This window comes from Micromonospora sp. NPDC093243 (genome assembly GCF_044753725.1).
Taxonomy (GTDB): Bacteria; Actinomycetota; Actinomycetes; order Mycobacteriales; family Micromonosporaceae; genus Micromonospora.
The window spans coordinates 260,216-283,345 of sequence record NZ_JBIVNT010000009.1 but is presented as its reverse complement, the minus strand read 5'-3'; the positions used below and the strand labels follow the sequence as shown (position 1 = coordinate 283,345).

Below are 23,130 nucleotides of genomic sequence, written 5' to 3'. Positions count from 1 at the left end.
GTACACCTGCTCTAATCTGGTTGGGTGATCGATGAGTTGGCGCGGGCGGAGGTGGCGACGCGGCCGTGCGTGGCCGCGGCCACCTGGGCCATGCCTGAGCGGCAGCTCGTCGAGGCGCTCGACGCCGCGCACCGGCTGGAGCAACGGTTGGCGGCGATCAAGCTGGCTCTGGTGCGCGAGCTCGACGGGCGCGGCGTCGCGGTCGCCGAGGGCGCGGCGTCGACCGCGGTCTGGCTGCGTGACCGGTTGCGTCTCACGGTTCCGACCGCCCGCCGGCTGGTCGATCTCGCCGCCGCGCTCGACGAGGGATCGCCCGCGGTCCGCGACGCTTTCGCCGAGGGCCGGGTCGACGCGGAGCAGGTTCGGGTGATCGCCGCGACGACGGCCACGGTCAACACGGCGGCCGGCCCGGAGGCCGCCGACCAGGCGGTCGGCATCCTGCTGGAATGGGCCGGTCAGTTCGACCCGTCCCTGCTGCGCAGGCTCAGTTCCCGGATCCTCGACCACGTCGCCCCCGAGATCGCCGAGGCCGCCGCGGCCAAGGCGCTCGACGCCGAGACCGCCCGGGCCGCCCGCGATCGCCACCTCACCCTCTCCGACCTGCACGACGGGCGGCTACGGCTGACCGGCAGCCTCGACGCCGAGACCGCGGCGCTGCTCCGCGCCGCCATCGAACCGCTGACCGCGCCCTCCGGTCCGGACGACGGCCGCTCGCCCGGGCAACGCCGACACGACGCGCTGGGCGACGTCTGCCGGCTCGCCCTGCGCACCGGCGAGCTGCCCGAGCACGGCGGGGAGCCGGCACAGATCGTCGTCACGGCGTCCTACGACGCGCTCGCCGGCCAACTCGGGGCCGGCACACTCGACACCGGCCTGGCACTGCCCGCCGAGACCATCCGCCGACTGGCCTGCGACGCGGGCGTGCTACCCGCCGTGCTGGGCAGCGCCGGTCAGGTGCTCGACGTGGGGCGGCAACGCCGGCTCGTCTCCGGGCCGCTGCGGCGGGCGCTGATCCTGCGCGACGGCGGCTGCGCCTTCCCTGGCTGCGACCGTCCGCCCCGCTGGTGCGAGGGCCACCACCTGCGCCACTGGTCCGACGGCGGCCGCACCAGCCTGACCAACGCCGTGCTGCTCTGCCGCCACCACCACCGCCAGGTGCACCACCACGGTTGGCAGGTCCGGCTCGCCGGCGACGGGCATCCCGAGTTCGTCCCGCCGGCCTGGCTCGACCCGCACCAGCGCCCCCGCCGCAACCGCCACCACCGGCCCGCCCACCGGCGGGACCGGCCGCAGGCCACCCGTCCGGCCGGTACCCCTCGGCGGGCCCTCGGCCGATCGCCCCGCAGAACGCCGACCCACCCCCGACCACCGTGACCGGACCACTGCCCCAGCCCTGGCCCGGGTGGACAGTCGCTGCCGGCGCAGGCACCGCGCTCGGCGCAGGCACCGCGCAGGCACCGCGCTCGACGCAGGCACCGCGCTGGGCGCAGGCACCGCGCAGGCACCGCGCAGGCACCGCGCAGGCACCGCGCTGGGCGCAGGCAAGGATGGACCGGCTGTCAGATCAGGGGCCGGATTGCCGCCGTCCGCCGGGCCGGCGGCCCGGTTTGGACTTCACCGCGCTATGGAACACTTCGCGCCGCCCGCCGCGAATCCGACGCCGGCCGACCTGTGGCCGACCCACCAAAGGGCGCCACGTGCAGCCGTCATCGGCGCGACGGCCGGCGGCACGTCACAGGTCGGTGACGCGGATTCCGGCGTGGGCCTTGTAGCGCTTGTTGATGGCGATGAGGTTGGCGGTGAACGCCTCGATCTGGTGGGCGTTGCGCAGCCGTCCGGCGTAGATGCCCCGCATGCCCGGGATCTGGGCGGCGAGCGCGGCGACCACGCCCACCAGTTCCCGGTCCTCGGTGCAGATCAGCACGTCCAGGTCGATCCGGTCGATCTGCGGGTCGGCGAGCAGCGGCGCGCTCACATGGTTGAACGCCGCGCACACCCGGGAGTCGGGCAACAGACCGGCGGCCTGCTGCACCGCACTGCCTTCGGGGACCGCGAGGGCGTACGGGCCCTGCTTGTCGAAGCCGAGCGGGTTGACGCAGTCCACGACGATCTTGCCGGCGAGCGGCTCGGCGAGGGCGGCCACGGTCGCGGCGTGCCCGTCCCACGGCACGGCGATGATGACCACGTCGCTGCGCCGGGCGACCTCGTCGTTGTCGGTGCCGGTGACGCTCGTGCCGGCCGGCACGCCGGGCAGCGCGGCGATCTCGTCGGCCGACTGGGCGGCCCGCTCGGCGGAGCGGGAGCCGATCAGCACGGTCTGACCGGCCCTGGCGAACCGGTAGGCAAGGCCCCGCCCCTGGTCACCGGTGCCGCCGATGATGCCGACGGTCAGCCCGGAAACGTCGGGCAGCGTGCTCGCGTCGTATGCCATGGGCCCATCCTCGCAAACCAGGCGGGCCGGCAGCAGCGCCCGATGATGTGACACTTCCCGCTGCCCCGACCGCGCCCCGCAGTCGAGGGCACACCGGGCCGACCCGGCGGGCGCCGGTCCCGGCGCGGTCAGGCCCGCTCGAAGAGTACGGTCCGCGCGGCCGGGTCGGCGGTGACCAGGCGGACCCGGATCCGCTCGCCGAGCGGCAGTTCGCCGATGCAGCGGGCGCGCACCGGTGGGGTGTCGAGAGCCACGGTGCCGCCCGGAGGGCGGGGTCGGGACCGGCCGTTCGGCGGCGCGTCGACGTCCAGCACCGCCGCGTCGAAGGTCTCCCCCACCCGATCGGCGAGCAGCACGGCCTCGGTGAGTTCGACCGCCCCGCGGGTGGCCGCGGAGGCGGTCCGGTCGGTGGTGGCCATGACCTCGGGCAGCCGGGGCAGCGCCGCGCGGGCCCACTCCGGCACCGGCCGGCCATCGTGCAGGGCCAGGCAGACCTCGGTCGCGTACCGGTCGGCCAGCCGGCGCAGCGGCGCCGTGACGTGGGCGTACGCGGCGGCGACCCCGCCGTGCGCCGGTTGCTCGGGCAACTCGCCGTCGAAAGCGGTGTACGCGGCGCCGCGCATCAACTCGGCCGCCTGGTCGATGAAGGCCGCCGCCCGGGGCTGCGCGGGGTCGAGCCCGGCGATCACCTCGCCGGCGCCGGCGCCGTCCGGCCAGCGCACGCCCAGCGGCACGGCGGCGGCGCGCAGCCGCTGCACGGCGTCCGGCTTCGGCGGCGGCATCGTCCGCAGCAGGCCGATCCGCCCGGCGAGCATGATGTCGGCGGCGGCCATCCCGGTGAGCAGGGAGATCTGCGCGTTGTGCTCCTCCAACGGCACCGGCCCGCGCAGCACCAGCCGCCAGCCGTCGCCGTCAGCCTCGACGTCCTGCTCGGGCAGCGGCAGATTGATCGCGCCCCGGCGCAGCCCTCGGGCGGTGAGCCGGGCGCCGATCTCGGGCAGCAGAGCGATCGGCTCGGGCAGCCGGCCGGCGTCCGCGTCGGCCTGGGCACCGGCGTAGTCCAGTTTGGCCCGGCTCCGGACGAGGGCGCGTTCCAGCGCGACCGCGACGGTGCCGCCGTCGGCGTCCAGGTCGATGGTCCAGACGACCGCCGCCCGGTCGACGTCGGGCAGCAGGCTCGCCGCACACTCGCTGAGCGTCTCGGGATGCAGCGGCACGTTTCCGTCCGGAAGGTAGACGGTCTGCCCCCGCCGCCAGGTCTCCTCCTCCAGCGCGCCGCCGGGCTGGACGTGCGCGGCCACGTCGGCGATCGCGTACCGCACCCGGTAACCGCCACCGGGACGGCGGGCGAGGTGCATCGCCTGGTCCAGGTCACGCGAGCCGGCCGGGTCGACGGTGACGAAGGGGACGTCGGTGCGGTCCGCGGTCGGGCGCGGCGGCGCCGCCGCGGCGGCGTCCGCCTCCCGCTGCGCCGCGGCCGGGAACTCCTCGGGCAGTCCCAGCTCGCGGCGGAGCGCGGCGAAGTCGATGCGGGGCGCGAGCACGCGTCGGATGACCACGGGTCCATCCTGACAGTGCGGCCGTTGATCCGCCTCCATCGGCGGCCCGCGAAGATCGGCCGCGACGGCGTTCCGGCCAGCCGATCGACCGTCCCGATGCCTCCGTTCGCCGGTCGGCCGCGGCGTGCCGGGCCAGCGGGTCGGCTATCGGCCGGTGGTCCGGGTGCCGCGCGTGGTGGTGGCCCGGGTCGCGGTCGTCCGCGGCGTCGCCTTCGTGGCCGCCGTCGTCCGCTTGGTGGTCGTCTTGGCGGCGGTCTTGCGGGCCGGGGCCTTCTTCGCGGCGGTCGCGGCGGTCGTACGGGTCGCGGCGGTCGGGCGAGCCGTGGTCGTCTTGCGGGCCGAGGCCGTCTTCGCGGCGGCCGTACGCGCCGCGCCGGTCGGGCGGGTCGTGGCGGCGGGGCGGGTCGTGGCGGCCGTCGTCTTCTTGGCGGCCGGTGCCTTCTTCGCCGGCGCCCGCTTGGCCGGGGCCTTCTTCGCCGGGGCCTTCTTCGCCGCGGTGCTGGTCTTGCGCGCGGTGGCGGTGGCGGTCTTCTTCGCTGCCCCGGTGGTCTTGCGGGCCGCCGCCGTCGTCTTCTTCGCCGCCGAGGTGGTGGTGCGCTTCGCGGCGGTCGTGGTCTTCTTCGCGGCGGTGGTGGTCTTCCGGGCGGTCGAGCCGGTCTTCTTCGCGGCGGTCGAGTTCTTCGCCGGCGCCTTCTTCGCGGTCGCGGTGGTCTTCCGGGCGGTGGTCGAGGCCTTGGTCGCCGCCTTCTTGGCGGGGGCCTTGGCCGCGGTCGTCTTCTTCGCCGGAGCGCGCCCCGCTCCACCGGCCGCCTTCTTGGCCGGTGCCTTCGCGGCCGTGCCGGTGGCGGCCCGGCGGGCCGGGGTGGTCCGGCTGGCAGCCGTGTTCCGCTCCGCCGCGGCGGTCTTCTTCGCGGTGGTACGTCTGGCGGCCGGGCGCGTGGTGGCCTTCGTTGCTTCGGCCATCTCGGTTCCCTCCTTGGGGACGTGCTCTCGCGTGTCTCCACGCGGAGCACTGAGTACCTCGACACGGGCCGTCCCGCGCCGTCTACCTGTCCTCCCCGGCCCAACGGGCGTCCTCGGCATCCCACGCTTCGTTGCGCTCCTGCACCCGCTGCAGTGCGTTCTCCGCGTCGGCGGCCGAGGCGTACGGGCCGAGGACGTGCTTCGCCGGACACACGTCGGCCTCGGTCTCGACCCGGTGGTGTCGGGTGCACCAGTAGTAGTGCCCACCACGTCCGCTGTCGCTCATGGGATCACTGTGCACCGCGAGCCACCCGACCGCCACCGGAACACCGCAAGTCGCCGCTGCTCTCCACAGTAGATCCGGTGTGGCCGACTTGGGTCGAAATCCGGCAAATGGGGCAGCAGAGAAATCCAGGACCCGCCCGCCGGGTCGGCTGAACGGACGGTTCCGGTGCGCGTCGACGGTCGGCAGGATCGGGCTTCATGATCATCACCACGTCCACCGCCGACCGTTGCCCGACCTGTGGCGCGGCCACGGTGTCGGTGGACGACGCCGAGCCCTGGTGCGCCGGGTGCGAGTGGAACCTCGACGCGTACGACCAACAGCGGCGGGCGCCCGCGTTCGGGTGGGCATGGGTGGACCGGTGGAGCCACCGTCTCGGGTACCGGCTGACCCGACGCCAGTTCACCCACCTGGCCGGTCGTCCGCTCGGCACGGACGGACGCAGCGTCGCCGCCATGGTGACCGCGGGCGTCTCCGTGCTGCTGATCGGCGCGGTGCTGGTGCTGGCGTTCACCGGCGTCTGGCTGATCGTGGCGTTCCCGTTCCCCAATGTCGCCATCCTGCTCGGCGTCGCGCTGCTGGGACTGGCCGTCGCTCTGCGGCCCCGGTTCGGCCGGCTCGACCCGGAGCTGGAGGTGCTCTCCGCCGACCGGGCGCCCGAGCTGTTCGCGCTGGTCGACGAGGTCGCAGCCGCGATCGGTACACCGCGCCCGCAGGTCATCGGCGTCAACGGCGACCTCAACGCGTACGCCACGGCGGTCGGCCTGCGCCGGCGCCGCGTGCTCTGCCTCGGGCTGCCCTGGTGGGGCGCGCTGAGTCCGCCGGAACGGGTCGCGTTGCTCGGGCACGAACTCGGCCACTTCGCCAACGGCGACCCGCGCCGGATGGCGCTCACCCAACCCGCGTTCACCATGCTCGGCTCGGCCGCCGACCTGGTCCGGCCGGTGGACACCATCGCCGGCGGCGGCATCATCGAGATGATCGGTGAGGCGCTCGGCAAGGCGTTCCAGTGGACGCTGTCCCGGCTGCTCTTCGGCGTACACCTGGTGTTGGTCGCGGTGGCGCTGCGGGACAGCCAGCGCGCCGAGTACCTGGCCGACGAGATGTCGGCCCGGGTCGCGGGCACCGACGCGGCAACGAGCCTGCTGGACACCGCGCTCGGGCACGAGTCGGTGGCTCTGGCCGTACGCCGGGAGATGCGTGCCGGGCACGGACCGCAACGGTGGCGCAGCGCGGTGGCCGAGTCCCAGGCCGCGGCGGGCGGCCGCTTGTCGCTGCTGCGCCAACTGTCGGTCCGGGAGGAGTCCTCGCTCTTCTCGTCGCATCCGCCGTCCGGGTTGCGCCGCCGGATGCTCGCGGAGCGACCCCGGCACGACCCGCTGGTGGTGCTCACCGAGGAGCGGATGGCGCGCATCGACGCCGAGTTGGCCAAGGAGTACGAGCAGATCCGCCGGGCCGTCGCCTGGTCGGGCTGAGCCGGGCCGGGTCGCAGCGGCCGACGCGCACGGCTGACCAGGACGGATCCGCGGTGGCGGTTGCGGTTATGGTCTGCCGATGGGCGTACCGGACTACATCCTGCGGATGCGCAAGCACGTCGGCCACGACCTGCTCTGGCTGCCGAGCGTCAGTGCCGTGGTCCGCAACGAGGCCGGTGAACTGCTGCTCGGCAAGCGGTCCGACGACGGGCGCTGGTCGGTGGTCAGCGGCTTCGTCGAGCCGGGCGAGCAGCCGGCCACCGCCGTCGTCCGCGAGGTGCAGGAGGAGACCGGGCTGGACGTCGAGCCGATCCGGCTCGCCAGCGTCGTGTCGCACCCGCACACCTACCCCAACGGCGACCGCTGCGAGTACCTGAACCTCGGCTTCCAGTGCCGGCTGCTCGGCGGTACGGCCCGGGTCAACGACGACGAGTCCGAGGCGGTGCAGTGGTTCCCGCCGGACCGGCTGCCGGAACTCGACGCGCACGCCCGACTGGTCATCGCGCACGCGCTCGGCGCCGCGGATCGCGCCTGGTATCTGCCCGCCGGCACGGTCTGGGACGACCGGGACGGGCCTCGGTAGGCCCGCCCCGGTCCCCGCGTCGCCCAGCGATAGCCGGCGAAGCGACGGCGCCGCCAGGGCTCAGGCGGGAACCCGCTCCACCGGGATCCACAGCTCCGCGTCCGCCTGGGTGCCGTCCGCCGAGAGCCGGGTCCGGGAGATCTCCGGCCCGGGCCGGCTGCGGTACGGGTTGGACGGGAACCACTGGGTGAAGACGTCCCGCCAGAGGTACTGCACCGCCTGCGGGAACGCGCCGGAGGTCTCGAAGACGGCCCAGGCGCCGGCCGGCACCTCGAGCGCGTCCATATCCCCCGGCACGTCCGCGCCGGTGACCACGCCGTGCCAGTAGTCCAGCTCGCTGCCCTCGGCGCGATCGCCGGCGAGGTTGTCGCTGACGTTCACCACGCCCGCCGGTTCCTGGTCGGAGAGCGCCTCCATCCGTTCGACGGTCTCCCGCTCGATGCCCTTGATGAACGCGACGATCGCCGGGTTCATCCCCTCGTGCACGAGCGGCACCCGGGCCCTGCGGCCCACCAGCCGGAACCCGTCCTTCTGCACGATCCGGTATCGCATGCTGCTGCTCCCTTCGACGGTGAGGCGGAAGGACATCCGGGGCTGGGCGCTCAGCGCGGCTCCGGTCCGCCGGGCCTCGCCCGGGCCGACCCCGTGCACGGCCTGGAACGCCCGGGCGAACGCCTCGGCGGAGCCGTAGCCGTAGCGCACCGCGATGGCGAGCAGCGTCTCCTCACCGGCGAGCACCGCGGCCGCCGCGACGGTGAGCCGCCGACGCCGGACGTACTCCGACAGCGGCAGGCCCGCCAGCGCGGAGAAGAGCCGGCGGAAGTGGTACTCCGACGTCGTCGCGATCCGGGCCAGTTCGGCCACCTCGATCGGCTGGTCGAGGTGCTCCTCGAGGTACGCCATCGCCTGGTTGAGTCGCTCCAGCACCCGGGCCTCCTTCCCTTGTCCACCGCGACGCTAGGCGGGACCGGGGTGGCCGGACCCGACTATCGGTGCCCGATGCGGTCGGGTGGCGCCACCCCCAGGCCGCCGGCCAGGGGCGTCCTGCGTGGCCTACGGCCAGGTCTTCGCACCGGCGTCGAAGACCTCCGGCGTGCTCTCCACCGGCAGCACGCAGAGCAGGTGCCCGCCGGGCGCCCGCAGGATCCGGCACTCCTGCCACCGCGCGACCTCGGTGGCGCCGAGGGCGAGCAGCCGAGCCGTCTCGGCCGGCACGTCGTCGGTCTCGATGTCGACGTGGAACCGGGGCGCGTCGTCGACCACCTGGACGGCGGCGACCAGCCCGGGCAGCGCGCCGTGCAGGGAGATGAACTGTGGCTCCGGTGCGTACGGCTCGGCGGTGGCGCCGAGGGCGGCGGACCAGAAGGCCACCGCCTGGTCCGCCTCCGCGCGGGGAGTGTCGATCAGTAGGGCGTACATGCGGCTTCGATGCATGCGGGGCAGGATAACGAGCCGCGTCCCGACGGGCAGGGCACGCCGACGGCCGCCGTTCGTCCGGCCGGCGCTCGTCAACGGGCGCAGCCGGCGTCGTGGTCACCGCGAACGGCCGGCCGCTCTCCATCATGGGTTTCACCGTGGCCGAAGAACGGATCGTCGCCATCGACGTCCTCTCCGACCCGGAGCGGCTACGCCAACTCGACCTCAGCGGCCTCGACGCCACGAGCGACGGCGCGCCCTGACCGCCGACGGCGGGCCGACCGACCCGTCGCGTCGGCTCGTGTCGCGGCCGCCGGGCTGAGCCCGGCGGGGCGGTGCTCAGCTGGGCAGTTCGCGCCAGCCGGAACTGCCCCCGCGCCAGGCTCCCGCGACGATGCTGGCCGAGCTACGGCTCTGGCACTCCAGCACCTCGGAACGGCCCTGCGCGCCACCGATCTGCGCCTGCACTTCCCAGCGCTGACCATCGGTACGGATGTAGACGTCACGACGCCCTCGTGCCGTTGCATCCCCATTCCACCAGTGCTCCTCGACCATCACATCGCGACCGTAGCAGGAGGCGGCGGCACGGCCGAGAGCGTGGCCAGTGACAGATCCGTCTCGGAATGCGGGTGGCACCTCCGGCTGGACCGGCTGTCCCTGTTGCCCGGACCGGTCTGTGGTGGTCAGTCCCAGAAGCCGGAGAGCGGGTCTCCCACGGTCTTCGGCCTCCAGTGGCCGATTTGGTCGATTTCGCGGGCGCCCCGGACGGTCGGTGCGACCCACGACAGCGGGGCGCGGTCAGACGCGGGGTCTACCCGAACGTGAACACGTACGCCTCGACGCCGGGCTCGAGGAACGTGATTTCGAGGGTCCGTTCGCGCACCGCGTCGTGCTGGCGCACCAGCTGGTACAGGCGGCCCTCCCGGAGCAGGCCGCTCCCGCTCTCGTCGACGTCGACGCCGTGTGACGGGCCCGGCGGTTCGCCGTCGAGGAGCACGCGGAACGGGATCGGCGCTCGCGCCTCGGAGGACAGCACCAGGTGCGCGTCGCGCGCGTGGAACCGGTAGGCGATGCTCCCGCCGGCCCGGTCGAGCACGACCTTCTCGGACCCGACCGTCCACTCGCCGGCGAGGGCCCACTGGTTCAGGCGCAGTCTCTCGGGGAGCTGGTAGGCGCGGCGTTCGTCGAACGCGGCGCCGTCCGGCGACGCGAAGTGCTCGCCGCGTTGATAGCCGAGGTACGTCTCTGGCGTACGCAGGTGATCCCAGTCGGCCTCCGCCTCCACACCGAGCCCTTCGGCGCCGACGAGTTCCCGCTCGACACCGAGCAGCTGCTGGAGGAGGCGTTCGGACTGCTCGTAGCGTCCCTCGCCGAAGTGCTGGTCGCGGATGACCCCGTCCGCGTCGACGAAGTAGAGCGCGGGCCAGTAGTGGTTGTCGAAGGCCTTCCAGATCTCGTAGTCGTTGTCGATCGCAACCGGGTAGTCGATTCCGCGGTGCGCGATCGCCTGCCGCACGCGGTCGATCTCGTACTCCAACGTGAACTCCGGCGTGTGGACCCCGATGACGACCAACCCGTCGCTTCGGTAGGCCCGTGACCACGCGCGGACGTACGGCTCCTGGCGCAGCCAGTTGATGCACGTCAGCGTCCAGAAGTTCGCGAGGACCACGCGGCCGCGTAGCTCGGCGGGGCCGAGTGGCTCGGAGTTGAGCCACCCGGTCGCCCCGTCGAGCGAGGGCATGCGCGGACCTCCGGGCACGGTCATCTAGCGGAGCGACCGGAAGCCGGCGCGAATCTCTTCGGAAAGGAGTTGCGGCTGTTCCCAGGCCGCGAAGTGCCCGCCCTTGTCGAGCTTGTTGTAGTGGATGAGGTTGGGATACGCCTGCTCCGCCCAGCTCTTCGGGGCCTGGTAGAGCTCGTCAGGAAAGACGCTGACGGCAACGGGGAGGGCTGGGGATACGCCCTTGACGGCGAAGAAGGAGAGCTTGTTTTCCGCGTACAGGCGCGACGCGGAAACTCCCGTGTTCGTCAGCCAGAAGAGCGTGATGTTGTCGAGAACATCGTCTCGGGTAAGGCCTTCGGACTGTCCGGCAAAGACCCGGGAGATCAGCGCCAGGCTGGCTGCGTCATGATCGAGCAGAAAGGTTGCGAGACCCATGGGCGAATCCGCGAGCCCGGTCAGTGTCTGCGGGCGCGTCGCCATCATGAGGCCGTAGCCGACGTGCTTCCACACGAAGTCCAGCTGCTCGGACGCGCGCTTTTCCTCGGCCGAGAGATTGGCCGGCAGTTTGCCGAGGGCGTTGTTCGCTCCGGTGACGTCGGACTGGAACAGCGCATCGATGTCGGGTGGAAAGACGCCAGGCATGTTGACGTGGATGCCGATCAGTTCCGGCGGCGCCTGCACACCCATCATATCCGTGACGATCGCGCCCCAGTCGCCGCCTTGCGCCACGAATCGCGTGTATCCCAGGCGCTTCATCAGCTCGGTCCACGCACTCGCGATGCGCTCGGGGCCCCAGCCCGGCTCGGTCGGCTTGCCCGAGAAGCCGTAGCCCGGCAGCGACGGAATCACCAGATGGAAGGCGTCCGATGCGCTCGCGCCATGTGCCGTGGGATTGGTGAGCGGGTCGACAATCTTCAGCTGCTCGATGATCGAGCCGGGCCATCCGTGCGTGACGATGAGCGGCAGCGCGTCCTCATGCTTCGAGCGGACGTGGATGAAATGGATGTCCAGGCCGTCGATCTTGGTCATGAACTGCGGTAGGGCATTCAGCCTCGCCTCGACCTTGCGCCAGTCGTACTCTTTCTCCCAGTAGCGGGCGAGTGCCTGGCTCGTCGCGAGCGGCACACCCTGCGACTGATCTGCGACCGTCTCCTTCTCCGGCCAGCGCGTGGCCGCGATCCGCGCACGCAGCGCCTTGAGTTCCGCGTCGGGGATTTCCACCGTGAACGGCCGGATCTCTGTCGTGCTGGGTCGCGCTTCGGTCTTGACAGCCATGCGTGCCTTCCTCTCCGTCCGGGTTCGCTGGAAGGTGCCATTTACTGCAGGCGCGTCGCTGAAGGCACGGACTCACATGCCAGTTCGACATGGGCACGCCGCCGCCATGTGTGGCCTGGCACGCGTTACCCCGTCATCGCGGCGATATTCCCCGCGGCCTCGGGAGACGGACGAATAGCGAAAGGCCAGCCACCCGGTGGACGGGCGGCTGGCCTGGTGGGCGACGGACGAGTCGACCTGTACGCCGGATTTTGTGCGCGGCGCGTGCCCCGAGGGGCTCGCGCCGGCGGCGGCCATCCATCTCGGCCTGCCGTTGCCGACAGGCTCCAGCGGCCTACCCGCGGACATCGGACGGGCCGTCCTCAAGCGTCCGCGCGGGCCGTCATCTTGCGGTGACGACCCTTTCTTGGCCTTGCTCCGGGTGGGGTTTACCGAGCCACCCCGGTCACCCGGGGTGCTGGTGGGCTCTTACCCCACCGTTTCACCCTTACCGTCCCCGATGGGGGCGGCGGTCTGTTTTCTGTGGCACTGTCCCGCGGGTCACCCCGGGTTGCCGTTAGCAACCACCCTGCCCTGTGGAGTCCGGACGTTCCTCGGCGGCGGGCCGGAGCCCGCCGACGCGACCGCCCGGTCGACTCGTCCGTCGCGCTCTTCATCCTAACGACGCCGGCCGCGCGGCTATTGCCACCCCGCGGCACAAGATCGCAACGGGTGGGCGGACGACCGCCACCGCCGGGAAGCCGGCGGGTCGGCCAGGTACTAGCCTCGGGAGATCATGGATCTCTCCCACGCCGCGCTGCTGCTCGCCGCCGGTCTCGCCGCGGGCACGATGAACGCGGTGGCCGGCGGCGGGTCGCTGATCACCTTCCCGGCGATGATCGCGGTCGGGTTGCCGCCGGTGCCGGCCAACGTCAGCAACTCCGTGGCCGTCTTCCCCGGGTACGTGGCCAGCGTGGCGGGGAGCCGGGCGGACCTGCCGCCCGGGCGCACCCTGGCCACCCTGCTGCCCACCACCGTGCTTGGCACCATCGCCGGAGCGCTGCTGCTGCTCGCCACCCCGGCCCGCGCCTTCGAGGTGGTCGTACCGTTCCTGGTGCTCGGCGCGACCGCGGTGCTGGCCTTCCAGGATCCGCTGCGCCGGCTGGTCGGTCACCCGCGTGACCTGTCGCCGCGCCGCCGTACGGTCACCGTGCAGGCCATGGTCGGGCTCGGCGCGGTGTACGGCGGCTACTTCGGCGCGGCGCTCGGGGTGATGCTGGTCGCCGGCCTCGCCCTGGTGCTGGACGCCACGCTGGCCCGGGTCAGCGCGATCAAGAACCTGCTCTCCGCGACGGTGGGGCTGACCACGCTGGTGGTCTTCGCTCTCTTCGGGCCGGTGAACTGGGCCGCCGTCGGGGTGGTCGCCCCGGCGACGCTGCTCGGCGGGTACGTCGGGGCCCGGCTGGTGCGTCGGCTGCCTCCGGTGGTGCTCAAGACCGTGATCGTGGTCTTCGGCACGGTGATCGGCCTCTACCTGCTCTCCCGCGCGCTCGGCTGAGTCGAATCCGGCGACGGCCCGGCGACCCGGTCGCCGGAGACCCCGACCGGACGGCGGCCCCACCCGGGCCGGACCGCGTACCGCCCCGTCGCGGGGTGCGGCGGGGCGGTACGGGCGGGGGACGGTGAGTTCAGTACGCCTCGCCGACCGGCTCCTCCGGCGCGCGCTCGGCCTCCGCGGCGGCCCGGTTCCACCGCGACCAGAGCACCCGCTCGCCGTAGCCGGCGGCCATCAGGTGCGCGGAGGCGAGGTAGACCAGTACGCCGACGGCGAGCACCCCGAAGCCGACCCAGAACGGCAGCGCCAGCGAGTGCTCGGCGAGCTTGCCGGAGATGATCGGCGCCGGCGCGGCGGCGCCCCAGCGGACCAGGTTGAACGCGCCGGTGGCCACCCGCCGGTCGGCGGAGCCGAGGCCGAGCGCCAGGTCGGTGAGGTTCGCGTTGGCGAGGCCCATGCAGACCCCGGCGAGGACGAGCACGACCAGCGCCTCGGCGGTGCCGGTCGAGGTGGCGAAGAGCGCCATGCAGACCAGCAGCCCGGCGATGGCGATGCCGACGGTCTGCACCGCGCCGATCCGGTGGGCGAGCCGGTGCCCGATCACCAGGATGCCGGCGGCCAGGCCGAGGCCCCACGCGGTGAACGCCAACCCCAACGGCACCACGTCGAGGTGCAGGAAGAGCGGGGTGTAGCCGAGCACCACGAAGAAGACGAAGTTGTACGCCGCGGTCACCACGCAGAGCGCGACGAAGGCCGGCCTGCGGTAGGTGGCGAAGATCTGGCCCACCCGGACCGGCGCCTGCCGGTTGGCCGGCTCGCGCAGCTTGCGGGACGCCACCGCGAGGGCGAGGACCATGAACACACCGCAGACGAAGAACGGCAGCCGCCAGCTCACGTGGCCGAGCAGACCGCCGATCAGCGGGCCGACCGCGAAGCCCAGGCCGAGCGCGGTCTCGAAGAGCCCGACCACCCACTCCCGGTCGACGGCCAGGTTGACCAGCACCACCATGGCGGTGGCGAAGAACATCGCGTTGCCGAGTCCCCACACGCCGCGCAGCACCGAGAGTTGAACGATGTTGTCGCTGAACGAGGCGAGGATGGCGGCCAGGCCGACGACGGAGACCCCGGTGATCAGCACCGGTTTGAAGCCGAACCGGCCACTGGCGAGGGTCGCCGGGATCATGCCGAGCGCCATCACCGCGATGTACGCGGTGAAGAGCAGCTCGACCTGCCAGGCGGTCACTCCGATCGCCTCGCCGATGGCGGGCAGGATCGGGTCGACGACGGCGATGCCGGCGATGGCGAGGAAGGCCACCAGCGTGGTGGCGTAGATGGCACTGCGGTTCGGTTCGGAACGCCGATCCACTCCGACTCCCAAGTAGCTGTATGTTACAGGTATATACCTTGTATCATACAGCTATGAGCGACGACTCCTCCACGGATGCCGACGAGACCGCGGAGGCCACCCTGGGCCGGATCGAGACCGAGGTGGCCATGCTGATGCGACTCGGCGAGGCCACCCGGCGGGGCACCGGCACCGCCGAGCACCGGGTCCTCGACCGCGCGGCGTACGTGATCCTGCGCCACCTCGCCGACGCCGGCCCGCAGAACGTCTCGGCGCTCGCCGCGCGGCTGAATCTGGACGGCTCGACGGTGACCCGGCAGGTCTCGGCGATGCAGCGCGACGGCCTGATCATGCGGGAGCCCGACCCGCGCGACGGGCGGGGCATGGTGGTTTCGCCCACCCCGACCGGGCTGCAACGGATGGCGGCCGTGCAGGCCGCCCGCACCCGGCTCTACGGCGACATGCTGGCCGAATGGGCGCCGCAGGACCGGGACACCCTCGCCGCGCTGCTGCACCGGCTCAACCGGGCCCTGAGTTCCCGCGCCCGCCAACGCTGACGGCCGGACGACCACCCGGATCGCCGTGACCGCGGCCGGCCCGACCGGCGCGGTCCGGCCCCCCGGACAGCCGACGGCCCCCGGGCCATGAACCCGGGGGCCGCCGGTGCGTTCCGCTCAGGCCACCGGCTCTGGGGCGGCGTCGGCGTCGCGGCGGTCGCCCACCGTGACCCGCGGGTCGCCCTCGTCGGCGAAGTAGTCGTCCGGCTCGGTGCCGTCGACGCCGTCGCCCACCTTGCCGGCCCGCAGCACCAGCGTGACCAGCGCCGCGACCGCCAGGTTGACCAGCACCGCCACGATCCCGACGTAGATCGTCTTCGGGGTGTCGAAGCCGAACTTCTCCAGCGGGAACGCCGAGCCGCCGAAGTGCTGCCGGGTCGGGCTGGAGATCTGGTAGAGCATCCACATGCCGAGGCCCATGCCGGCCGCCCAGCCCGCGATGAGCGCGCCACGGTGGAACCAGCGGGTGTAGAGGCCCAGCGCCACCGCCGGCAGCGTCTGGAGGATGATCACGCCGCCGATCAGCTGGAGGTCGATGGAGAACTGCGGGTCGAGGAAGACGATGCAGGCCACCGCGCCGACCTTGACCACCAGCGAGGTGATCTTCGAGACGTTCGCCTCCTGCGCCGGGCTGGCGTCCCGCTTCAGGTACTCCTTGTAGATGTTGCGGGTGAACAGGTTCGCCGCCGCGATCGACATGATCGCCGCGGGCACCAGCGCCCCGATTCCGATGGCCGCGTAGGCGACACCGGCGAACCAGTCCGGGAACTGCTGGTCGAACAGGACCGGCACCACCGTGTTGCTGTCGACCGTGCCCTCCTTCGACCCGGGCAGCGGCGTCACCCCGGCGGCGATGGCCATGAAGCCGAGCAGCGCGATCAGGCCGAGCAGCAGGCTGTACGCCGGCAGCGCGGACATGTTCCGCTTGATCACGTCGCGGTTCTTGCTGGCCAGCACACCGGTGAGGCTGTGCGGGTAGAGGAAGAGCGCCAGCGCCGAGCCGAACGCCAACGTGACGTACTGGAGCTGGTTGTTCGCGTTGAGCAGGACGCCGTCGTTCGGGTTCGGTGACGCGTCGAACTTGGCGTCCGCCGCGGCGAAGATGTCGCCCCAGCCGCCCAGCTTGTACGGCAGGTAGAAGACCGCCACCAGGATCACGATGTAGATCAGTGAGTCCTTGACGAACGCGATGAGCGCCGGCGCGCGCAGCCCGGACTGGTAGGTGTACGCCGCCAGGATGGCGAACGCGATGATGATCGGCAGGTGCCGGGCGAGGGTGCTCTCGCCGGTCACCCCCATGGTCTTGAGCACCGCCTCGATGCCGACCAGTTGCAGCGCGATGTAGGGCATCGTGGCGACGATGCCGGTGATCGCGATCAGCAGCGCCAGCACCGGCGAGTCGAACCGCTTCCGGACGAAGTCGGCCGGGGTGACGAAGCCGTGCCGGTGCGAGACCGACCAGAGCCGGACCAGCACCAGGAAGACCAGCGGGTAGATCACGATGGTGTACGGCACGGCGAAGAAGCCGGCCGCGCCCGCGCCGAACATCAGCGCCGGCACCGCCACGAAGGTGTACGCGGTGTAGAGGTCACCACCGACCAGGAACCAGGTGATCCAGCCGCCGAAGCTGCGTCCGCCCAGACCCCACTCGTCCAGGTGCGCCATGTCCTTCGGCGCACGCCACCGGGCGGCCACGAAGCCCATCGCGCTGACCAGCAGGAAGAGCAGCGAGAAGACGATGATCTCGGTGAGGTGGTCGCGCCACATCAGCGGTCACCCCGCTTCTTCGTCAGCTGGTACACGACGGTCGTGGTGGTCACGCCGAGGATGATGAAGGCCAGCTGGAGCCAGTAGAACCGCGGAAAGCCGAACAGGCGGGGCGAGTCCGCGTTGAAGAACGCCGGGACCAGCGGCACCACGATCGGGATGAAGAGCAACCAGTTCCAGGGGCTGTGGTCCTTCGCCCTGGACGACGCCTTGGGTGGCGCCTCCGGTTCGGGTGCAGCCATCTGACACACCTCCGGGAAGTCGTAACTCGCGTTGTAACGGCCGGAGGCTACGACCCTGTGACTGCCGTCACGCTCGGCCGGCGGACGGCGCTGCGCCGAACGGCCGGCGGGCTGCGCCGAACGGCGGCCCCGGCCGGCTGGCCGGCGCCGCTGCCCCGCCGGTCAGCCGCCTGTTCCAGCCCGCCGACGACCGCACCGAGCGGGGGGAGGCGAGGCCGCACGGTGACGCCGGACCGCGGGGCCGGCGCCGATCGCGCGGGGGACGGCCGCCGCGAACGGTGACGGGCCCGGGTGCCGTTCGCACCCGGGCCCGCCACCCGCTCACCGCCGTCCGGTCAGCGCCGGGCGGCCCAGAGCAGTGCGCGGCCGAGCTGCGACTGGAGCCCCTTGGGGTGCAGGCGGAACGTCGGGTCGGTGCCGAACAGCACCACCGGGTTGCCCCCGACGGCGGTCCCCCGGACGATGCTGGCCTGGTTGGCCGCCGCGCTCTGACCGCCGGGACCGTCGGTCACCCACCAGCCGGAGAGCAGCGGGTCGGCCGCGTAGGACTGCTCGACCGTGACGCCCTGGCCCAGATCGGTGAACCAGACCGGCTGACTGATGAACGAGTGCGGCGCCGCGCTCGTACTCACCGGGCCGCCCCGGTTGACCACGTTGGCCACGCCACTGGCCAGGCTCGGTCCGGCGGTGGCGGTCACCGTCAGCAGCCCGGCGGCGTTGCTGAAGCCCGCTCCGGCCGTACCCAGACCGACCACGCCACCGCCGCGGGCGAGGAAGGCGTCCAGGGCCGCCCGGTTCTCCGGCGACAGGTTGGCCAGGTTGACCGAGTTGGCGACGAGCAGCACGTCGACGTCGTCGGTCAGGGTCGTGCTGAGCGTGTCGGTGGTCAGCGCGCGGGCCGCGAAGCCGAGGTCGGCCAGGGTGTCCCGCTCCTCCACCGTGCCGAGGTAGCCGACCACCACCTCGCCGAGGCGGGTACCGCGCCAGCCGGCCGGCGCCCGCTCGAACCGCACCCCGTGGGCGCGGACCTCGGCGCGGGCCAGCACGCGGTTGGCCGGCGTGCCGGGGACGACCACCGATCCGTCGGCGAGCCGGTGGACCGCGACGCCCCGCCCGATCAGCGAGTTCACCGCCAACAGGTCGGCGGCGTCCCGGAGGTCGAGGCGCAGGTCACCCCTGCCGCCGGGGAGGTCACCCTCGGCCCGCCCGTCGTAGGTGCGCTCCAACGGCACCTTCGGCAGCCGGTCCCACAGGGTGTCCACGGTGGCGCCCCAGGTCAGCCCCTGGCTCCAGGCGGCCGGGCCGGCGTACAGGTCGTCGACCCGCTCGGTGATGTCGGCGCCCGGTTCCAGCAGCGAGTTGACCAGACCGCGCTTGGGCTGGTGCAGGTCGACCACGTAGGAGCCCGCCGGGTAGCTTCGGCCGCCCGCGGTGAACGCCTTCTTCGCCCGCCACACCCGGCCGCCGCTGCCGATCAGCAGGTCGACGAGGCGGGCGGCTGCCGGCTCCGACCGCTGGCCGGAGCCGCTCGGGATGACGTACGCCCGCGGGAAGGTGGTGCGGTAGTCGTCCTCCGGACCCCAGCCGGGCACGTAACCGTCGGGGATGTCGCGCAGCGGTTCCCCGGCCCAACCGCGTCGGTAGACCTCGGCCTGGTCGTGCAGCACCTCGGCCCGGTGCTCCTGGATGTAGCGCAGCGACGTCCGGATCGCCACCTCGTGCACGTCGGTGTTGATGCCCGAGCGGCGCACCCGCTCGGCCGGGGTGAGCGTGCTGCCGCGCGGGTTGAGCGGCGCCTCGATGGTGTAGGGGATGCTGCTCTGCAGCATGGCGAAGGACGGCACGTAGATCGGCGGGAAGTCGTCCCACACCCCGGGCTCGTCGTCCCGGAACGGGATGCGGGCCTGCTGGGTCTCGGCGTACCCGAGGTCGCGCAGGCCCGCCTCGATCGCCAGCGCGTTCGGCAGCCCGTGCTTGATGTAGAGGTCGTACTCGTTGTTGACGTTGTGCGGCGGGGTGCTGGGGTGCAGCAGCGTCGGGCTGACGTAGCCGTGCAGGTCGAGCGTGATGATCGGCTTCGTGTCGATGATCAGCTCGCGGATCAGGTTGGTCTCCGGCTGCGACACGATGGTGAGGTCACGGTTCAGGTCGTAGCCGGCGGCGTTGGCGCGGGTGCCGGCCACCCGGCCGTCCGGGTTCGAGGTGATGTTGAAGACCAGCCGGTTGCGCTTGAGCAGTCCGGCCGTCTCGGCGCTGGTGTCGGTGGCCAGGTCCTCGATCACCCGTAGCGCCGCGTCGGTGCCCTCCCACTCGTTGCCGTGGATGTTGGCGTTGACGAAGAGGGGCGTCTTGTAGCCGGCGAGCAGCGCCGCGTCCCGCTGGGCGCGGGCCGGCTCCTCCTCGATGCGACGCTTCCAGAGCTCCTGCTGGCGCGCCTCGGCGCGGCTCTCCGGCGCGGTCACCGTCACCGCGTACAGGTCGTGGCCGCCGGCGGACCGGCCGGCCACCCGGGCCGAGACCCGGTCGCTGCCGGCCTGCAGGGCGTTGAGCTTCGGCGCGATGTCGTCGTAGGGGGTGACGCCGATCGGGATCGAGGCGTCGGCCGGGTTGTCGGGCCAGACCGGCAGGACGTTGCGCTGCGGGAGGCCCCGGATGTCGGACAGGTCGGGGGCGCGCGGCGGCACCGCCGGCAGCGCCGAGGCGACGGCCGGCGCGGTGAACGCCGCCGTGCCGAGCACCGCCGCGGTCACCGTGGTCGCGGCGAGCCGGGGAAGGAGTCTACGGACCAACAAGGACACATCTCCTGTCGGAAGGAGGAGTGCGCGCAGGCGGACGCACCGCGGGGCCGGAGACCAGCGGATCGGTTTTACGCCAGCAGCGTGCGAGGAAGGGAGAGACCCGGCGTCAGATGGAGCGTCGACAGGCGGCGCTGGCGACGCGCAGGAGGTCGATGTGACCCCGCTTCGTCAGGTGAACGCTTCGCACGAAACTGATCTTCAAGGTCGCCGGCGGGGCTGTCAACCGCTTCCCGCATCGTCCATGGTGGCGCGAGAGCCATCCCGGTGGATGGGAGTCAGTCGATCCCGTCGAGGTGACCGGTCTCGTTCACCGAGCGCACCGCCACCCCGCCGTCCGGCCACATGTCGAGCACCGAGATGCCGGCGGCGTCGAGGTAGAGCCGGTGCAGGAAGGAGTCGCCGGCGGCGAGCGCGTCGCGCAGCATCAGCTTGATCGGCGAGACGTGCGAGACCACCACGACGGTCTCCCGGGGGTACGCCGCGCAGAGCCGGGCGACGGCCCGACTGGCCCGCTCGGCGACCTGGGTGAACGACTCCCCCTGCGGCGGCGCGATCCTCGTCGACGCGAGCCAGGCGTCCAGCTCTCCCGGCCACCCCTGCCGTACCTCGGCGAAGGTCCGCCCCTCCCAGGCGCCGAAGTCGCACTCGATGAGGTCGTCGTCCCGGCGGACCGGCCGATCGCCGAGGGCGGCCGCGATCGCCTCGGCGGTCGCCACGCAGCGGGTCAGCGGCGAGCTGACCACGGCCACGGCGCCCGGCGCCAGCGCGGCGACCCGGGCGGCGGTGGCCCGGATCTGGGCCCGCCCCCGGGCGGAGAGCGCGATGTCGCCGCGACCGGAGTAGCGGCCCTGCTCGGTGTACTCGGTCTCGCCGTGCCGGACCAGCACCAGCCGGGTCCCGGTCAGGCTGGGCCGCGGCTCCCACGAGGCGGGCGCCGCCGTCGCGTCGCTGCCGGTGGCCCGCGCGGTGGCGGCACCGGCGGCGACCTCGCGGGCCCGGGCCCGGGCCGCCGAGTCGGGGGCGGCGACCTCCCGGGGCGGCTCGACGATCCGCGGCTTCTCGATCGCCGGCGGGGCGGAAGCGCCGGCGGCCGCGGCGTCCATCGCGGCGTTGGCCAGCGCGTCGGCGTGCCGGTTGCGCTCCCGGGGGATCCAACTGAACCGGACGGCGGCGAAGCGGGCGACCAGCCCGGCCGCCTGCGCGGCGAGCGGGCGCAGCCCGGGGTGCTTGATCTGCCAGCGGCCGCACATCTGCTCGACCACCAGCTTGGAGTCCATCCGAACGTCGACCTCGGCGGCGTCCAGCTCGGCAGCGGCCTCCAGCCCGGCGATCAGACCCCGGTACTCGGCCACGTTGTTGGTGGCCACCCCGATCGACTCGGACCGCTCGGCGAGCACCTCGCCGGTCTCCGGGTCACGGACGACGGCGCCGTAGCCGGCCGGGCCGGGGTTGCCCCGGGAGCCGCCGTCCGCCTCGATCTGCACCACCCGTGCCGCCATCGCCGGTTACAGCCCCGACTCGTTGGTACGGACCATGATCCGCCGGCACTCCTCGCAGCGGACCACCTCGTCCGGTGCCGCCTTGCGGATGCGGGCCAGGTCGGCGCCGGAGAGCTCGAGCCGACAGCCGCCGCACCGGCCGGCGGTGAGCAGCGCAGCGCCGAGCCCGCTCTCCTCGCGGATCCGGTCGTAGAGGGTGACCAGGTCGGCCGGGAGGTCGGCGGCGAGCGGCTGGCGGGCGGAGCGCTTGAACTCCTCCTCCTTGCCGATCTCGGCCAGGCTCTCGTCCCGGCGCTGCTCGGTGGCCGCCCGCTTCTCCCGGGTCTCGGCCAGCCGCTGCTCCACGCCGTCGAGCACGCCCTGCGCGGTCTCCCGCTGCTCCATCAGTTCCAGCTCGGCGTCTTCCAGGTCGCTCTGGCGGCGGTTCAGCGACGCCAGCTCGTGCTGCAACGCCTCCAGCTCCCGGGCCGGGCCGGTGCCGGCGGCGAGCCGGGCCTGGTCCTTCTCCTTGCGGGCCCGGACCTGGTCGACGTCCTTCTCCAGCCGGGCGATGTCCCGGTCCAGGTCGTCGACCGCCACCTGGGCACGCACCCGCTCGTCCTCCAGCCCGGACAGCTCCCGGGCGAGGCCCTCCAGCTCGGCCCGCTCCGGCAGCGCCCGACGGCGGTGGGCGAGCTGGGCGAGGGTGGTGTCGATCGCCTGGAGGTCGAGCAGGCGGCGCTGGACCTGGGGGTCAGCCTTCACGGTCGGGGCTCCTTGTCGTCCACAGCGGGTGCGGAGGCGTGTACGGTCCACGGGTCGGTGTCCAGGTCGGACACCAGGGTCTCGACGCCCGGCGTCTCCCGTAGGAGCGCGGCCAGGTCGTCCAGCCAGGGTCGTTCGGTCGCCCAGTGGGCGGCGTCGAGCAGGGCGGGGCCTTCGGCGGCGAGGTGCTCGCCAGCCGGGTGGTGCCGCAGGTCGGCGGTGAGGTACGCGTCCACCCCGGCGGCGGACGCGTCGGCGAGGAAGGCATCTCCCGAGCCGCCGCTGACCGCAAGGGTACGCACCATACGCCCCGGGTCGCCCGCAGCGCGAACGCCCGAGGACGTCGCGGGAAGCACGGCGGCGGCGTGCCGGGTCAGCTCGGCGAGGGTCATCGGCCGGGGCAGCTCGCCGATCCGGCCGATCCCCCGGCCGGGCCCGTGGGCGGGCGAGCCGGGCGCCGCCGGGTGCAACGGCCGCAGCCCGGTCAGCCCGAAGCGGGCCGCGAGGGCGTCGGAGACGCCCGGGGCGGCCGTGTCGGCGTTGGTGTGCGCGACGTAGAGCGCCACGCCGGCGCGGATCAGCTGGTGCACGATCCGACCCTTGTACGTGGTCGGCGCGACCGAGGAGACCCCGCGCAGCAGCAGCGGATGGTGGGCGACGATCATGTCGGCCCCGGCGGCGAGCGCCTCGGCCACCGTCTCCGGCACCACGTCCACCACGCAGAGAATCCGGCGTACCGGGGCGGACGGCTCACCGAGCACCAGACCGACCCGGTCCCACTCCTCGGCCCAGACCGGCGGGTAGCGCCGTTCCAGCTCGGCCACCACGTCGGTCACCGTCGGCCCGGATCCGGTTGTGCTCACGGCGGGCCAGCTTACCGGCGCGGGCGGTGCCGGGCGGCCTCCCCCGCCGGAGCGGGCCGATCGGCCTCGACGG

23 protein-coding genes and 1 other RNA gene are annotated in these 23,130 nt (G+C 73.0%); 6 read left to right on the top strand and 18 right to left on the bottom strand.

The genetic code is table 11. The annotated features are described in order from the left end of the window. The first annotated feature begins 24 nt into the window (after positions 1–24). On the top strand, positions 25–1,374 hold the full coding sequence (locus ACIP9D_RS28320; protein WP_350874192.1) for a DUF222 domain-containing protein: 1,350 nt from the start codon (positions 25–27) through the stop codon (positions 1,372–1,374). Between the two features lie 358 nt (positions 1,375–1,732). On the opposite strand, the gene npdG is transcribed toward ACIP9D_RS28320, so the two are convergent. The 4 genes from npdG to ACIP9D_RS28300 form a co-directional block, all read right to left on the bottom strand. Continuing rightward, positions 1,733–2,431 (bottom strand): NADPH-dependent F420 reductase, encoded by a 699-nt coding sequence (gene npdG / locus ACIP9D_RS28315; RefSeq protein ID WP_350874191.1) that lies wholly within the window; start codon positions 2,429–2,431, stop codon positions 1,733–1,735. Positions 2,432–2,559: 128 nt separating this feature from the next. Further along, on the bottom strand, positions 2,560–3,990 hold the full coding sequence (locus ACIP9D_RS28310) for an RNB domain-containing ribonuclease (RefSeq protein WP_350874190.1): 1,431 nt from the start codon (positions 3,988–3,990) through the stop codon (positions 2,560–2,562). A gap of 144 nt (positions 3,991–4,134) precedes the next feature. Beyond that, entirely contained in the window at positions 4,135–4,953 is an 819-nt protein-coding gene (locus tag ACIP9D_RS28305) for a histone (protein WP_350874189.1), read from the bottom strand. An 82-nt stretch (positions 4,954–5,035) separates the two neighbouring features. After that, positions 5,036–5,239, bottom strand: coding sequence for a hypothetical protein (locus ACIP9D_RS28300; RefSeq protein ID WP_350874188.1), 204 nt, complete (start codon positions 5,237–5,239; stop codon positions 5,036–5,038). Between the two features lie 197 nt (positions 5,240–5,436). Here ACIP9D_RS28300 and ACIP9D_RS28295 point away from each other — a divergent pair, with 197 nt between their 5' ends. Both ACIP9D_RS28295 and ACIP9D_RS28290 read left to right on the top strand, forming a co-directional pair. Beyond that, on the top strand, positions 5,437–6,711 hold the full coding sequence (locus ACIP9D_RS28295; RefSeq protein ID WP_350874187.1) for a M48 family metallopeptidase: 1,275 nt from the start codon (positions 5,437–5,439) through the stop codon (positions 6,709–6,711). A 79-nt stretch (positions 6,712–6,790) separates the two neighbouring features. Then, a complete protein-coding gene (locus ACIP9D_RS28290) occupies positions 6,791–7,294 on the top strand; it encodes an NUDIX domain-containing protein (protein WP_350874186.1) in 504 nt (167 codons plus the stop codon). A 60-nt stretch (positions 7,295–7,354) separates the two neighbouring features. On the opposite strand, the gene ACIP9D_RS28285 is transcribed toward ACIP9D_RS28290, so the two are convergent. Both ACIP9D_RS28285 and ACIP9D_RS28280 read right to left on the bottom strand, forming a co-directional pair. Next, positions 7,355–8,221 carry an AraC family transcriptional regulator gene (locus tag ACIP9D_RS28285; RefSeq protein ID WP_350874185.1) on the bottom strand — a complete coding sequence of 289 codons (867 nt, stop codon included), beginning with the start codon at positions 8,219–8,221 and terminating at the stop codon, positions 7,355–7,357. Positions 8,222–8,347: 126 nt separating this feature from the next. Then, entirely contained in the window at positions 8,348–8,728 is a 381-nt protein-coding gene (locus tag ACIP9D_RS28280) for a VOC family protein (RefSeq protein WP_350874184.1), read from the bottom strand. Positions 8,729–8,823: 95 nt separating this feature from the next. On the opposite strand from ACIP9D_RS28280, the gene ACIP9D_RS28275 reads away from it, so the two are divergent. After that, on the top strand, positions 8,824–8,973 hold the full coding sequence (locus ACIP9D_RS28275; RefSeq protein WP_350874183.1) for a hypothetical protein: 150 nt from the start codon (positions 8,824–8,826) through the stop codon (positions 8,971–8,973). 76 nt (positions 8,974–9,049) lie between these two features. On the opposite strand, the gene ACIP9D_RS28270 is transcribed toward ACIP9D_RS28275, so the two are convergent. From ACIP9D_RS28270 to rnpB, 4 genes are all read right to left on the bottom strand, one after another. Beyond that, positions 9,050–9,265 carry a hypothetical protein gene (locus tag ACIP9D_RS28270; RefSeq protein ID WP_350874229.1) on the bottom strand — a complete coding sequence of 72 codons (216 nt, stop codon included), beginning with the start codon at positions 9,263–9,265 and terminating at the stop codon, positions 9,050–9,052. 256 nt (positions 9,266–9,521) lie between these two features. Further along, positions 9,522–10,451 (bottom strand): redoxin domain-containing protein, encoded by a 930-nt coding sequence (locus tag ACIP9D_RS28265; RefSeq protein WP_350874182.1) that lies wholly within the window; start codon positions 10,449–10,451, stop codon positions 9,522–9,524. 24 nt (positions 10,452–10,475) lie between these two features. After that, complete coding sequence (locus ACIP9D_RS28260) at positions 10,476–11,708, bottom strand: epoxide hydrolase family protein (protein WP_350874181.1); 1,233 nt, start codon at positions 11,706–11,708, stop codon at positions 10,476–10,478. Positions 11,709–11,932: 224 nt separating this feature from the next. Beyond that, positions 11,933–12,347, bottom strand: an RNA gene (rnpB, locus tag ACIP9D_RS28255) — RNase P RNA component class A. 136 nt (positions 12,348–12,483) lie between these two features. Between rnpB and ACIP9D_RS28250 the strand changes: the two genes are divergently transcribed. Next, positions 12,484–13,245: a sulfite exporter TauE/SafE family protein gene (locus ACIP9D_RS28250; protein ID WP_350874180.1), complete on the top strand. Its 762-nt coding sequence runs from the start codon at positions 12,484–12,486 to the stop codon at positions 13,243–13,245. A gap of 130 nt (positions 13,246–13,375) precedes the next feature. Here ACIP9D_RS28250 and ACIP9D_RS28245 read toward each other — a convergent pair whose 3' ends face one another. Next, positions 13,376–14,608 (bottom strand): MFS transporter, encoded by a 1,233-nt coding sequence (locus tag ACIP9D_RS28245; protein ID WP_350874179.1) that lies wholly within the window; start codon positions 14,606–14,608, stop codon positions 13,376–13,378. A 53-nt stretch (positions 14,609–14,661) separates the two neighbouring features. On the opposite strand from ACIP9D_RS28245, the gene ACIP9D_RS28240 reads away from it, so the two are divergent. Further along, positions 14,662–15,144 (top strand): MarR family transcriptional regulator, encoded by a 483-nt coding sequence (locus tag ACIP9D_RS28240; protein WP_350874178.1) that lies wholly within the window; start codon positions 14,662–14,664, stop codon positions 15,142–15,144. A gap of 117 nt (positions 15,145–15,261) precedes the next feature. Here ACIP9D_RS28240 and mctP read toward each other — a convergent pair whose 3' ends face one another. The 7 genes from mctP to ACIP9D_RS28205 form a co-directional block, all read right to left on the bottom strand. Next, positions 15,262–16,911 (bottom strand): monocarboxylate uptake permease MctP, encoded by a 1,650-nt coding sequence (gene mctP, locus ACIP9D_RS28235; RefSeq protein ID WP_350874177.1) that lies wholly within the window; start codon positions 16,909–16,911, stop codon positions 15,262–15,264. Continuing rightward, the gene (locus tag ACIP9D_RS28230; protein WP_281572902.1) at positions 16,911–17,153 is read right to left on the bottom strand and encodes a DUF3311 domain-containing protein; all 243 of its coding nucleotides are present in this window, start codon (positions 17,151–17,153) and stop codon (positions 16,911–16,913) included. The genes mctP and ACIP9D_RS28230 overlap by 1 nt, the downstream gene beginning before the upstream one ends. A 335-nt stretch (positions 17,154–17,488) precedes the next feature. Further along, on the bottom strand, positions 17,489–19,942 hold the full coding sequence (locus tag ACIP9D_RS28225) for a M14 family zinc carboxypeptidase (RefSeq protein WP_350874176.1): 2,454 nt from the start codon (positions 19,940–19,942) through the stop codon (positions 17,489–17,491). A 115-nt stretch (positions 19,943–20,057) separates the two neighbouring features. Continuing rightward, entirely contained in the window at positions 20,058–20,138 is an 81-nt protein-coding gene (locus tag ACIP9D_RS28220) for a putative leader peptide (protein WP_350874228.1), read from the bottom strand. A gap of 88 nt (positions 20,139–20,226) precedes the next feature. Then, positions 20,227–21,450, bottom strand: coding sequence for a bifunctional RNase H/acid phosphatase (locus tag ACIP9D_RS28215; RefSeq protein ID WP_350874175.1), 1,224 nt, complete (start codon positions 21,448–21,450; stop codon positions 20,227–20,229). 6 nt (positions 21,451–21,456) lie between these two features. Continuing rightward, a complete protein-coding gene (locus ACIP9D_RS28210) occupies positions 21,457–22,194 on the bottom strand; it encodes a C4-type zinc ribbon domain-containing protein (protein WP_350874174.1) in 738 nt (245 codons plus the stop codon). After that, positions 22,191–23,021 (bottom strand): Nif3-like dinuclear metal center hexameric protein, encoded by an 831-nt coding sequence (locus tag ACIP9D_RS28205; RefSeq protein ID WP_350874227.1) that lies wholly within the window; start codon positions 23,019–23,021, stop codon positions 22,191–22,193. Before ACIP9D_RS28205 ends, ACIP9D_RS28210 begins: the two co-directional genes overlap by 4 nt. Positions 23,022–23,130: the final 109 nt, after the last annotated feature.